The sequence below is a fragment of the Streptosporangium brasiliense genome (assembly GCF_030811595.1).
In the GTDB taxonomy this organism is placed as follows: Bacteria; Actinomycetota; Actinomycetes; order Streptosporangiales; family Streptosporangiaceae; genus Streptosporangium; species Streptosporangium brasiliense.
The window spans coordinates 6519004-6531176 of the sequence record NZ_JAUSRB010000002.1 but is presented as its reverse complement, the minus strand read 5'-3'; the positions used below and the strand labels follow the sequence as shown (position 1 = coordinate 6531176).

The 12173-nt window shown below is 71.3% G+C and carries 13 protein-coding genes and 3 pseudogenes; 4 read left to right on the top strand and 12 right to left on the bottom strand.

Annotated features, from left to right (window positions below; translation table 11 throughout):
- Window positions 1–35: 35 nt before the first annotated feature.
- Window positions 36–572: a hypothetical protein gene (locus tag J2S55_RS38395; protein ID WP_503167705.1), complete on the bottom strand. Its 537-nt coding sequence runs from the start codon at window positions 570–572 to the stop codon at window positions 36–38.
- A 33-nt stretch (window positions 573–605) separates the two neighbouring features.
- Window positions 606–839 (bottom strand): annotated as a pseudogene (locus tag J2S55_RS38390) (DUF2867 domain-containing protein); the annotation flags it as partial.
- A 95-nt stretch (window positions 840–934) separates the two neighbouring features.
- Between J2S55_RS38390 and J2S55_RS38385 the strand changes: the two are divergent.
- The 3 genes from J2S55_RS38385 (at window position 935) to J2S55_RS38375 (ending at window position 3538) form a co-directional block, all read left to right on the top strand.
- Window positions 935–1519 carry a TetR/AcrR family transcriptional regulator gene (locus tag J2S55_RS38385; protein WP_306871334.1) on the top strand — a complete coding sequence of 195 codons (585 nt, stop codon included), beginning with the start codon at window positions 935–937 and terminating at the stop codon, window positions 1517–1519.
- A gap of 158 nt (window positions 1520–1677) precedes the next feature.
- The gene (locus J2S55_RS38380; RefSeq protein WP_306871331.1) at window positions 1678–2661 is read left to right on the top strand and encodes a sigma-70 family RNA polymerase sigma factor; all 984 of its coding nucleotides are present in this window, start codon (window positions 1678–1680) and stop codon (window positions 2659–2661) included.
- Window positions 2662–2761: 100 nt separating this feature from the next.
- On the top strand, window positions 2762–3538 hold the full coding sequence (locus tag J2S55_RS38375; RefSeq protein WP_306871328.1) for an alpha/beta fold hydrolase: 777 nt from the start codon (window positions 2762–2764) through the stop codon (window positions 3536–3538).
- Window positions 3539–3782: 244 nt separating this feature from the next.
- On the opposite strand, the gene J2S55_RS38370 is transcribed toward J2S55_RS38375, so the two are convergent.
- The 7 genes and pseudogenes from J2S55_RS38370 to J2S55_RS38340 form a co-directional block, all read right to left on the bottom strand.
- Entirely contained in the window at window positions 3783–4160 is a 378-nt protein-coding gene (locus tag J2S55_RS38370) for a hypothetical protein (protein ID WP_306871326.1), read from the bottom strand.
- Window positions 4161–4446: 286 nt separating this feature from the next.
- Complete coding sequence (locus tag J2S55_RS38365; RefSeq protein ID WP_306871322.1) at window positions 4447–5301, bottom strand: LysR family transcriptional regulator; 855 nt, start codon at window positions 5299–5301, stop codon at window positions 4447–4449.
- Between the two features lie 122 nt (window positions 5302–5423).
- A pseudogene (locus tag J2S55_RS38360) lies at window positions 5424–5685 on the bottom strand (ferritin-like domain-containing protein); the annotation flags it as partial.
- 28 nt (window positions 5686–5713) lie between these two features.
- The gene (locus J2S55_RS38355; protein WP_306871321.1) at window positions 5714–6982 is read right to left on the bottom strand and encodes an MFS transporter; all 1269 of its coding nucleotides are present in this window, start codon (window positions 6980–6982) and stop codon (window positions 5714–5716) included.
- A 369-nt stretch (window positions 6983–7351) separates the two neighbouring features.
- Window positions 7352–7787, bottom strand: a pseudogene (locus J2S55_RS48665) (helix-turn-helix domain-containing protein); the annotation flags it as partial.
- Between the two features lie 104 nt (window positions 7788–7891).
- Complete coding sequence (locus tag J2S55_RS38345) at window positions 7892–8269, bottom strand: GntR family transcriptional regulator (protein WP_306871317.1); 378 nt, start codon at window positions 8267–8269, stop codon at window positions 7892–7894.
- Window positions 8266–9093 carry a hypothetical protein gene (locus J2S55_RS38340; protein ID WP_306871316.1) on the bottom strand — a complete coding sequence of 276 codons (828 nt, stop codon included), beginning with the start codon at window positions 9091–9093 and terminating at the stop codon, window positions 8266–8268. The genes J2S55_RS38345 and J2S55_RS38340 overlap by 4 nt, the downstream gene beginning before the upstream one ends.
- Window positions 9094–9340: 247 nt before the next feature.
- Between J2S55_RS38340 and J2S55_RS38335 the strand changes: the two genes are divergently transcribed.
- The gene (locus J2S55_RS38335; protein ID WP_306875736.1) at window positions 9341–9973 is read left to right on the top strand and encodes an IS110 family transposase; all 633 of its coding nucleotides are present in this window, start codon (window positions 9341–9343) and stop codon (window positions 9971–9973) included.
- On the opposite strand, the gene J2S55_RS38330 is transcribed toward J2S55_RS38335, so the two are convergent.
- The 3 genes from J2S55_RS38330 to J2S55_RS38320 are packed head-to-tail and all read right to left on the bottom strand — an operon-like array spanning window position 9945 to window position 12159.
- Window positions 9945–11177, bottom strand: a complete 1233-nt coding sequence (locus tag J2S55_RS38330; protein WP_306871314.1) for an RNA polymerase sigma factor — start codon at window positions 11175–11177, stop codon at window positions 9945–9947. The genes J2S55_RS38335 and J2S55_RS38330 overlap by 29 nt on opposite strands.
- Window positions 11174–11497: a YciI family protein gene (locus J2S55_RS38325; protein WP_306871313.1), complete on the bottom strand. Its 324-nt coding sequence runs from the start codon at window positions 11495–11497 to the stop codon at window positions 11174–11176. Before J2S55_RS38325 ends, J2S55_RS38330 begins: the two co-directional genes overlap by 4 nt.
- Window positions 11498–11550: 53 nt before the next feature.
- Window positions 11551–12159 carry a dihydrofolate reductase family protein gene (locus tag J2S55_RS38320; protein WP_306871312.1) on the bottom strand — a complete coding sequence of 203 codons (609 nt, stop codon included), beginning with the start codon at window positions 12157–12159 and terminating at the stop codon, window positions 11551–11553.
- Between the last annotated feature and the right edge of the window lie 14 nt (window positions 12160–12173).

Genomic DNA, 12173 nt, shown 5'->3' with positions numbered 1-12173 from the left:
AGCCCGCCCTACCTGGCCGCCGGCCACCCCGTTCTTCAAGGATGGTGTCCCGGGGCGTCCGCCGTCTTCGCCACGGCGTCGCGGAGCAGCCCGGGTGCCAGCCGCCGGTGGACCGCGGACAACGGAGGCCACACGCTGTGGCCCAGGCGCCGGTCATAGCGCAGGAAGGTCCCCAGCGACACCCGCCCATCGGCTGCCTGGACGAGAAGGTTGCCGGTCAGAAACCAGGAAGCGGCCTCGAGCCGGATCCAGTCTTCGCCACGTCCGGCGATCCGCCATCCGGCCACGGTGTCCGGCGATCGCCCCCGGCTGAGCCGGAGACCGAGGAGACCGCGCCAGAGCAGCCGCTCGGCGGCACTGGGGACGTCGCCGAACATCGTCCGGGCCCACCGCTCCGGTGTCGCCTCCGCGTCCGTGGCGAGGGTGAAGTGGTCGACGTAGTCGATGCCGGACAGCGAGCTGAGAGCGAGGACGGACTCGGGAACGTTGTGCGTTCCCACCGCACTTTCGACGGTGGCCGCGCTGCCGCCTTCCGGACCGGGGCGGCCACGGTCCCGCCGCGTGTGTTCCAACCGCCGGGTGAACGCCGGCAAGACGATGCGGCGCCGAAATGTCGTGATGGCGGCCGTGTACAACCGCCCTGGCAGGCTGTCGGGGTTCACGAGGACCGCCGTCCGAAGCTCGTGCCGGCCGCCCGCGGCCGGCGCCCACCCCAGGTGCGTGACCGTGCGGACGGTCTTGCCCGCCGGTTCGAGGGCGCACTCGTTGTCGGGCTCGTACGCCCAGGTGAACGGCGCGGACCCGGCGCCGGGCGCGCGGAATGCGCACGCCTCTTCCAGCTGTTCATCGCTCTGCCTCCGGTTATGTATACGCCACCGTATAAACTGAGACTAGCCCGTTTTATACGGTGGCGTATACACGGTGGAGAGGTGAGGTGAGGCACATCATGGGCGCGACCCGCACGCCGCGCGAGAGGTGGATCGAGGAGGGGCTGCAGGCGCTGGCCACCGGCGGCCCGGACGCCGTCCGCGTCGAGGCGCTGGCCAAGAAGCTCGGCGTCACGAAAGGCGGGTTCTACGGGTCGTTCGCCGACCGCGACGCGCTGCTGAAGGCGATGCTGGAGACCTGGGAGCGGGAGAGCACCGACGAGGTGATCGACCGCGTCGAGCGCGAGGGCGGCGACCCGAGGGCCAAGATCCAGCGCGCGGGCGTGCTCACCTTCTCCGACGACCGCCTGCTGCCCATCGACCTCGCGATCCGCGACTGGGCCCGGCGCGACGAGGCGGTCGCCGAGCGCTTGCGACGGGTGGACAACCGGCGCATGGCGCTGCTGCGCGAACTGATCGGCACCTTCTGCTCCGATGCCGACGAGGTCGAGGCCCGCAGCATGCTCGCCTTCTGCGTGGCGATCGGCGAGCACTTCCTCGCCGCCGACCACGGCGACCGCACCCGGGCCCAGGTCCTTGCCCGCGCCGCCGACCTGCTGCTCGACCGCCCCCACGGAGACCACAGCCACTGACCGGCCCGGCACCGACGGGGTGCCGCCGGCCGCCCTGCGCCCCTCCGTCCGCAACGCCGTCGTGGACGTATGTGGCACGCTGGTCGGCGGCCGGCGACACGTCCGGGAGAAGACCCCCGATCCGGAGGGCTTCCAGACCGTCCCTGGGAGGGAGGGGCATGCCTGAGTCCGAGGGAACGGACCTGCTGGAGCGGCACCGGACCGCCCTGACCGGTTACTGCTACCGGATGCTCGGCTCACCGTTCGAGGCGGAGGACGCCGTGCAGGAGACCTTGGTGCGCGCCTGGCGGAGTCTCGACCGGTTCGACGAGGGCCGTGCGCCGCTGCGGTCGTGGCTCTACGCCATCGCCACCAATGTCTGCCTCGACATGCTGCGGGGCGCGCGGCGCCGGGCCCGGGCGGTCGACCTCGGCCCGTCCGTGCAGGCCGGTCCCGACCTCGGAGCGCCGCTCCCGGAGAGCGCTTTCGTCCAGCCGGCGCCGGACGGCCGCCTGCTGCCCGTCGGCGGCGATCCGGCGGAACTGGCCGCGCAGCGCGACACGATCCGCCTGGCGTTCGTCGCCGCGCTGCAGCACCTACCGCCCCGCCAGCGGGCGGTGCTGATCCTGCGCGACGTGTTGTGCTGCAGGGCCGACGAGGTCGCCCGACTGCTGGACACCACCGTCGCGTCCGTCACCAGCGCGCTGCAACGCGCCCGGGCGAAGCTGAGGGCCGTCTCCGCCGACCCCGGCGAGCCGTACCAGCCGATGGACCGGGCGCAGCGGCGTCTCCTCGCCCGGTACTGCGACGCCTTCGAGCGCCACGACGTCGAGGCCATGATGGCGCTGCTGCACGAGGACGCCGTCACGTCCATGCCGCCGTTCCTGTGGTGGCTGCGTGGACGGGCCGCGATCCGCCGGGCGCTGCTCGCGGCCGGGCGGCCCTGCGCGGGCGCACGCCTGGTGCCGACCACGGCCAACGGCTCGCCCGCGTTCGCGCAGTACCGGCCGACCGGGCCGGGCGGCGGGCTGGAGCCGTTCGCGCTCGTGGTCCTCTCGCTCTCGGGCGGGCTGATCGTCGAGGTGACGACCCACCTCGACGCCGACCGGCTGTTCCCGCTGTTCGGTCTGCCGGACGCCCTGGAGCCCGAGGCGACGTCCTGAAAGATCTCCCGGACCGGCCGATGAGTTTCCGACCGCCGCTCCGTACTACCCGCGTACCCGGTGGCGGTCACCGGGACCGGAACGGAAGGACGGCGACACGATGGCGGACTACGCGGATGTGAACGGCGTGCGCATGTGGTACGACGAGCGGGGCGGAGGGGAGCCGCTGGTGCTGCTGCACGGCGGTTTCTCCGACAGCAGGGACTTCGACGGCAACCTCGGCGCGCTGGCCGACCGCTTCCGGCTGCTGCTGCCCGAACGCCGCGGCCACGGCCACACCGCCGACGTGCCGGGGCCGATCACGGCCGAGGTGATGGCGCGGGACACCATCGCGTTCCTGGACGAGGTCGTCGACGGGTCGGTACGGCTGGCCGGCTACAGCGCCGGCGCGATCGTGGCGCTGCGGGTGGCCGTGCGCCGCCCCGACCTGGTCGACCGGCTCGTCCTGATCAGCGGCGCCTTCGACGCGGAGGGCATGATCATCCGGCCCTCCGCCGAGGGTCCGCTGCCCCCTCCCTTGGTCGCGGCCTATGCGGAGGTGTCGCCCGACGGCGCCGATCACCTCCCGGTCGTGGTGGCCAAGATCGTGCGGGCGGTGGCCGAGGAACGCGGCCTGACGCCGGCTGATCTCCGCGCCGTGACCTGCCCGGTGCTGGTCATGACCGCCGACGACGACATCGTCACGTTGGAGCACACGCTGGAGCTGTACCGGGGTCTCCCTGACGCCCAGCTGGCCGTCGTTCCCGGCGCGTCCCATGTCCTCCTCCACGAGAAGCCCGGGCTGTGCACCGGGTTGGTCGCCGATTTCCTGACCGCCGATCCCACACCCACCTGGATGCCTGTCCGCCGTGCCGGTGGGGGCTCCGCGGAGGGCTGATCCCCACCGATGTCCGTGCCGTACCGAGCGCCGCCCAGGCCGGTGCCCGGTACGGCACGGCCGTCGGCCGGGGCCCGCGGATCAGCGCCCGAGCCGTTCGGCGATGGCGGAGGGACCGGCGGGCCGGCGGCACGACGGGGCGGTGTGCGTACGCCACCGCGACAGCGCGTTCCGCGCCCCGGCGCGGGCTTTCCCACCAGGCACCTCAGGTCGCCACCAGGCACCCCAGATCGCCGACCTACCTTCAGCCGGCGACGGGGGAGGCGGAGTAGGAGACGCGGACCCGGCCCTTCTTCAGCTTCACCGCGGGGATCGTCACCTGTTCCAGCTCCGCGAGGCTGCGCACGTGCGTGCCGCCGCACGGAGCGGTGTGCAGGTCGCCCAGCCGTACGACCCGGCGTCCCTCGCCGTCGTGGCCCGCGGTGACCGGCAGGTCGTCGGCGATGGCCATGCCCACGGACGCGCGCAGCCGGTCGGCGGCCTTGTCCCGCTCCTCGGCGTCGGCCAGGTGCGCACCGGTCTCGGGCGGGGTGAACTCGATGCGGGCCCGGGTGGTAACGGCGCAGGAGACAACGGACATGCAGGCCAGCGGCCTGTCCTCCAGGCCGCGCCGAGGGCCCATGCAGGGGCTCCGACCTGCATGTCCGTTGGAAATTCTTCATTGCTACCGGGACCCCACGACGGAGGCCCCGTGCCGCCGTTCCAGGCGGCCGGGGCCTTCCACGTGTGCGTACCGGTGTGCGTGTCGCCTCTCGGCGAAAGGCGCAACGCGGCTCCAGCCGAACGGTAATCCGCGAAGGCAATAGGTGAGGCCCGGGGACACTGGGCACACCGGCCACGGAGACTGTAACCACGGCGCGGCCGCCGATGTTCCCCGCCGGCGAGTTCCTGGGCGGCGGCAAGGGCGGTCAGGTGATGTGCCGCAGCAATGCCGCGACCGCCGCGGGCGGCTCGCCCGGGGGCCGTACCACCATCACCCTCCAACTGGGTGCGTGCCGGGCGAACCGGTACGTTGGCAGGTCGGGGAAGTGGTTCGCGATGGACGGGGGCATGATGCAGACGCCCAGGTTGTTGCGGACCAGCTCGGACGCGGCCACGATGTCGTTGACCTCGAAGGTTGTGCTGCGGTCGACGCCGGCGGCGCGAAAGGCCCGGTCGACGGCGTGGCGGATCGCCCAGCCGGGGGTGAAGTCCACCAGGGGCAGCCGGGCGACCTCGGCCAGTTCGACCCTGCCCTCAGCAGTTCTCACGATGAGATCCCGCTGTGGTGAAGCCACCAGGACCATGTCCTCGCGGGACAGCAGCCGGGTCACGAGCCCCCGCTGCTGCTGGCGGTCGAGCGCCATCACCGCCAGATCCACGGTGCCCTCGCGCAGGGCGTGCCGGATGTCGGCCACCGCCGCCTGGCGTAACTGGACCAGCACTCCCGGGTGCTCCGACCGCAGCGCGGCCAGTGCGTGGTGCAGTCCCGCCCAAACACCCTGCATCGTGCCGACGGTCACCCGGCCGCGCAGTTCTCCCTTGGCCGCGTCGACCGCCTCGCGCGCCAGTTCGGCGGCGCGCAGCGCCGCTCGTGCCGCGGGTACGAATGCTTCACCGGCCGGCGTGAGCGACACGCGGTGTGTGGTCCGGGTGAACAGCGGAGTGCCGAACTCGCGTTCAAGGGTGCGGACCGTGCCGGAGACAGCGGACTGGACCACGTGCAGGCGCCTCGCCGCCGCCGTGAACCCACCTGCCTCAGCCACCGCGACGACGACTTCCATCTGCCGCAGGTCCATCATCCGCTCCCAGTGCCGCAGCGCCCGTCCGAAGGACGACGATCTTCACAGCATCGTAGGCGGACGAGGTGTCCTCGGCCTCGGCTCAGACACGGATCAGGGAGAGCGTCGACCAGGTGCTCCGCCGAGAACCGGGTCTGCAGCTCCTCGGTGCGGATCACTCGCGAGACCAGCAGGTCGTTGGTGCCGTTGTCGCCCAGCTCGGCGATCCGGGCCGCCGCGTCGCGGCACTCGACCAGGATGGTCTCGTGGGTCTCCAGCAGCCGTGAGTGCATTGCCGAGACTTCCTCGACGCCATCCGACGGCCGTGGAGTCGAGGTGACCTCGGCGACGCCGGGGATCGCCTTCCGCGGCGCCGCCCAGGGGGCTGGACCGGCCGGATGAGTTGTCCAGGAGTTCATGCGGTGACGGCCAGGGGGGCATCGCTGTCACCTCCGGGGCGGCGTCGGCCAGGGCCCCGGTGCTCAGTGATCCAGTAGAGCAGTGCCAGGACCGGCAGGGCCGTGCCGAGGACACTGACCGCGCCCCAGCCGCCGGCGTGGTAGGCGATGGAGCCGAACTCGGATCCGAGGGCGCCACCGAGGAAGAAGGTGGCGATGAAGGCGCTGTTGAGGCGGGCTCGGGCGTTGGGGTCGAGCTGGTAGATGGTGTGCTGGCCGAGGATGAGGGTGGCCTGGACGGCCATGTCGAGGACGATGGCGGCCAGGGCGATCAGCACGATGCTGTGCTGACCGAAGCCTGCGACGGCAAAGGCCAGCGCGGCGACGGCGAGCGCGGCGCCGGTCATGGGCCGGGCCAGCCTGCGGTCGGCCCAGTGGCCGGCGAGCGGGGCGATGGCCGCACCGGCGGCTCCCACGAGCGCGAACATGCCGACGCCGACGGGGGAGTAGTGGAAGTCGGGGCCGGTGAGGACGTAGGAGACGGTGGTCCAGAAGGCGCTGAAGGCACCGAACATCGCCGCCTGGTACAGGCCGCGGCGCAGCAACTCCGGGTGTGTGCGCACCAGTGTCACCGTGGAGCGCAGCACATGGTGGTACGGCACGGACGTGGTACGCGCGTGCTGGGGCAGCGCAACCCGCAACGTCACGGCCAGGACCGCCATCAGGACGGCGGAGCCGAGGTAGACGACGCGCCAGCCCGCGACGTCGGAGACCAGGCTGCTGAGCGTGCGGGACAGCAGAACACCGGTGAGCAGGCCACTCATCACCCGACCGACAATGCGGCCGCGCGCGTGGTCAGGGGCCAGGCTCGCGGCGAAAGGGACCAGGATCTGGGCGACGACCGACGTGGCACCGCTGATCATCGAGGCGGCCAGCAGCATGGGGAAGCCGGTCGCGAGACCGGCCGCGACCAGGGCGAGGGCGGTGATCGTCAGCAGTGCGGTGATCAGGCCGCGCTTCTCCAGTCGGTCGCCGAGGGGGACCAGGAAGAGCATGCCGATCACGTAGCCGACCTGGGTGAGGGTGATCAACGCACCCGCGGTGGCGGTGCTGATATGGAAGACGTCGCGCAGCGACGAGAGCAAGGGCTGCGCGTAGTAGAGGTTGGCGACCGTCGTACCGGTGGCGACGGCCAGCAGGGCGATCAGCCAGCCCGGTACGCCGTGAGCGGGCTCTGCGCCGACGCTCTTCCGGCGTGAAGTGCGAAGTGTGGATGGCTGGGACACGGAGACCTTCTTCGTAGGACGGGGCACCTTCATCGGTGCTTTCACGGGCACAAGCGCTCGACGGCGCTCCCCGCTTCCCCCTCCACGGCGATGGTCGGAGATGTCAGTCATCTCATCCAGAGATCGCCGCCGATGACGCCGTGTTCACCGGCACGTGTTGTGTGCGGCCGGCGCCGCATCCTCGGCTCATCCGTCCATGGTTCAGCGCAACCGGTCCCCAGGAGCGAGATCGTCGACGTGCCCGGATCCAGGGGCCGCACCACTGATCTTTGATCCGTGGTGTTATGACGACTTGAGGACCAGGTTGGTCTCAGCCAGGCAGCCGTCGATCAGATGCGGCCGATACTGGATCTTCTTCAACTCCTGGTGGTCGCGCCAGGTGAAGCCCGCCGCCTCGCCCTTGCGCCGCCGGTAGTGATGGACCCGGTAGATCAGCCGGGACCGCTGCCCGGGCCGGTAGCGGGCCAGGGCGGCGACCGAGGCCCTGCCCGCACGGCGGTCCGGCACCCTCACCACCGGCGTCAGGCCACGCCGTCCCCACCTACGGGCCACCGGTGGCCTCATCGTCCGGCCGCACTCGTCGTCGAAGCAGACCCACGCGCCCAGGTCCGCCGCCGCGGGTCCAGGCCCGGCGCCACCGGTTGGCCGACATCCGCGTAACCCGTAGTTCTCCGGCCACCTGCTCATCGGTGTCTCCACAGGCGAACAGTCCGGCCGCGCGCAGCCGTACCCGCTCCCGCTTGGCTCGTTGGACGGTGGCCAGCCCACCGCCCTGCGCACACCGCGTGACCTCGGCATACCGCAGCAACCCGGCACATTCACATGATCACCGAACATCACGGATTAAAGATCACTGAGTCATGGCCCCGCCGACCGACTCCCGTGACCCCGCCGCCGGCGGGGTCACGGTCATGACGAGGCCGGTGCCGCCGCGCCGGACGTCAGAGCCGCCTGCACGATGCGGATCGCCTCGGCCGCGTCGATGCCGACGCTGGCGATCACGGCCGCGTAGTCGGCGGCGGCCCGGCGGGCCCGCTCCCGGCCCTCCTCACCGGCGGCCGACACGAACGAGCCCGCCCGCCCGCGCGTCTCGATCAGCCCCGCCTCCTCCAGCTCCCGGTAGGCCCGGCCGACCGTGTTGACGGCCAGGCCGAGGTCGGCCGCCAGGTGGCGGATGGTCGGCAGCCGGGCGCCTACGGCCAGCGTGCGGTCCTGGATCTGCCGGGCGAGCTGGGCCCGCAGCTGCTCGAACGGCGGGACCGGTGAGCCCGCATCAATGACGATCACTGCAGGCCCACCGCGCGCCGCGCCGTGGCCGCGTACGACGGCGCCCTGACATGGACGGCGACGAAGGCGAGCGCCCCCAGCACCAAAAAACCCACCGAGGCGGCGTTCCACCACCCGGGCGCGAACCCGGACAGCAGCACCACCGGCAGCGCCCACAGCACAGCCGGCGCGGAGCCCTCGCGCGCGTCCTCGATCCGCATGACGACGTCGGCCGTCAGCGAGACCTCGTCCTCGGCCACGACGGGCCGGGCCAGCATCTCACGCAGTTGCAGGACGGCGCCGAGGGCGACTCCGGTCACGGCGACCAGCAGCACGACGGCGGCGTGCCGTGCGGTGCCCTCGGTGACGACCAGCGCGCTCACCCCCAGCGCGGACGCGCAGGCGAAGGTGGCGCCCGCCATGACGGCGTAGGGCCGTCCGAGCAGGGCGGCCCAGCCGAGCTGCACCGGATGGGTCACCCGCCGCGGCAGTGCCGCCCCGACGCGCCGGTCGACGCGCCGCACCCAGGCGTCCAGCAGCGCCTGGGTCAGCAACAGCGCGACGATCGACACGCTCAGCACCAGCACCGGCACCAGCCGGTGCGACCCGGACCCGCCGGGGGCGGAGGCTCCCGGCAGGGCGGCGACCTGCGCCAGGGAGGCCGCGATTATCAGCACGGCCAAAAGGACGCTGCCCAGCAGCCGCACCCGCCGCCGCGCCGCCAAGCGCGCGGCCAGCAACGGCGTCGGCGGGCCGTCGCTCAGGCCGTGCCGCCGCAGCCAGGTCTCGGCGCACCGGATGTCCGCCGACGGCGGTCCGGCGTCAGACATGGAAGCGTTCGTCATACCCCCTCCTTTTGTCGCAAGCTTTGTAGCAACATGGTGCGTCATGCCTTGCGACAAAGTCAACGTCCGGGGCCCTCGTCGTCCCGATGATGCAAGCTCCGGCTCGGCGGGTGACCGTCGCCCAGGTGTGCGCGAACACTCACAGAGCGTGAAGGTGATTACTCTCAGCTACTAATCACTCTTAACGAGTCCGCCACTGCGACAGACTCGGGCCTGACAGCCGCCAGCGGGTGAGCACTCATAGCTACTGGACCTTGAGTCCCGCGCAAAGGAGGCCGAAGAGGCCCAGGTGGTGATCGGGATCGAGACCGACCGTGGCCTGTGGGTGCAGGCACTGGTCGCCGCCGGGTACACGGTGCTGGCGGTCAACCCGCTGCAGGCGGCGCGGTACCGGGAACGGCTGAGCGTCTCGGGCGCCAAGAGCGACGCGGCCGACGCGCCCATGCCGGCCGACATGGTCCGCACCGACTCCCACCAGCTGCGCCCGGTCGCCGGCCACAGCCCCGAGGCCGCCGCGATCCAGGCCGCGCTGCGCACAGAGCACCTGGGTCGGCCGGCGGCCGTGACCGCTGCCTACGCCGCCACCATCGGCTCAGCGGTGGCGGTCCTCACCATGCTGGGCGAGCAGATCAAGGCCCTGCAAGGGCAGGGGGAGGACCGTTTCGGCCGACACCCGGCCGCTGAGATCATCTTGTCGCAGCCTGGGCTGGGACCGGTTCCGGGCGCCCGGGAGCCGGCAGAGTTCGGCGACCCCGAAGGCCGCGAGAAGGGTTGGCGTCTGAACATGTCAATAGTGCAGCGTTCCGTGTCGCCTTTCATCGCTGTATCAAGTGCGCTCTCGAATGCGGGCGCTACTGCAGTTGGTCGCGGCGGCGGGTGAGGTAGGCGGTCTCGCCGGTGTTGCCGGCCAGCTCGATGGCCCGGTCGTAGGCCGCGCGTGACTGCTGACTCTGGCCCAGCCGGCGCAGCAGGTCGGCGCGGGTGGCGTGGTAGGCGTGATAGCCGGCCAGCGCCTCGGCGAGGCGGTCAACGATGGCCAGTGCCACCTCCGGCCCGTCGAGCTCGGCCGCGGCGATGGCCCGGTTGAGGGCGATGATCGGCGAGGGGTCGAGGCGGACGAGCTGGTCGTAGAGGGTGAGGACCTGCGACCAGTCGGTGTCGCGGATGTCGCGGGCGGAGGTGTGCACCGCGTTGATCGCCGCGAGAATCTGATAGCGACCCGGAGCCACCCCGGCAGCGGCAGCGGCCAGGCGCTCGCGCACCAGCCGATGACCTTCGGCGATCAGTTCCGCGTCCCAGGCGCCGCGGTCCTGCTCGGCCAGGGGGACCAGTTCGCCGCCGGCCGAGACCCGGGCGGGGCGGCGGGCCTCGATGAGCAGCATCAGCGCCAGCAGCCCGGCCACTTCTCCGTCCTGCGGCAGGAGCGCGCGGATCAGGCGGGTGAGCCGGATCGCCTCGGTGGTCAGGTCGTGTCGTACGGGGTCGGTGTCGGGGCCGCTGGCCAGGTAGCCCTCGTTGAAGACGAGGAACAGGACGGCCAGGACGCCGGAGACACGAGCCGGCAGATCGTCGGCGGACGGCATCCGACAGGGGATGCGAGCCGCCTTGATCTTGGCCTTCGCGCGGGTGATGCGCCGCTCCATGGTGGCCCCCTGCACCAGGAAGGCACGGGCGATCTCGGGCACGGTCAGACCGCCGACCATGCGCAGCGTCAACGCCACGCGGGCTTCCATCGCCAGCGCCGGGTGACAGCAGGTGAAGATCAGTCGGAGCCGGTCGTCATCGATGGCGCCAACAGGCTCGGGCGGGTCGTCGTACGTCATCTGAGCCTCCCTGTGCTTGTCGTCGCGCTTGTTCTCACGCCGGATCCGGTCGATGGCCTTGCGGTTGGCGGTGGTGGTCAGCCAGGCGCCGGGATTGGGCGGTACGCCGTCGGCCGGCCACCGCTCCACGGCGGTCGCGAACGCCTCGGCAGCCGCCTCCTCGGCGATGTCGAGGTCACCGAAACGCCTGGTCAGGGCGGCCACCACCCGCGCCCACTCGTCGCGGTGGGCCAGGGTGATCGCCTCCTCGACGTCGCTCACAGGAACGGCCGCACCTCGACCTTCCGATCGCAGACCTTCGACGCCTCGGCGGCGAGCTTGAGCGCCACATCCAGATCGGGGGCCTCCCACACCCAGACGCCGGCGAGGTACTCCTTCGACTCCACGAAAGGCCCGTCGCTGAACACCGCCTGCTCACCCCGGTTGTCGATGACCGTGGCCGCGTCGGTGTCCGCGAGTCCACCCGAGAAAACCCAGTAGCCCTCGGCGATCAGTCGTTCGTTGAACGCGCTGATGGCAGGTCGCCTGTCCGTGCTACCGGGATTGCTCTTGTCGTCGATCACGGAAACCAGGTACTGCATCTGAAGATCATCTCCTGTGGTGACAAGACAGCATGGTTCGGTGGTCAGGGGCTTCAGACCGTTGCATACCGCGGACGCCCGGCCGGCCGGTAGACCTGGATCGTCACGCCCTTCGAGTCGACCCGCGACTCGACCAGGTCGAGCGCAAGATCCGGACCGGTCTCCGGGAACAGTCTCGCGCCCTGGCCGAGGATCACCGGGATCACGATCAGAATCATCTCGTCGACCAGGTCGTTCTCCAGCAACCACTGGGTCAGGACGCCACTGCCGTGCACCTGCAGCTCACCCCCGGGCTTGGCCTTCAGCTCACTGATGGCCGCCGTGAGGTCACCGCGGAGAACGGTCGTGTCCTCCCAACGCGGCGCGGTGAGCGTGGTCGAGGCAACGTACTTGGGGGCCTCGTTCAAGGCCACGCCGATGGGATGTGCGCGCATCTGGTCGATTGACCCCCAGGAGCCGGCGAACAGCTCATAGGTACGCCGGCCGAACAGGAACGCCTCGGCGCGCTGGTAGGTCTGCGTGATGAACGTCCTGGTCTCGTCGTCACCCTTCCCGCGGGCCCATCCGCCGCGCTCGAATCCGTTCCTGCGGTCATCCGACGCGGCGCCGTTTCCCTGCATCACTCCATCGATGGTGACCTGAGTCATGGTCGTCAGCTTCATGATCGCGGTTCCCT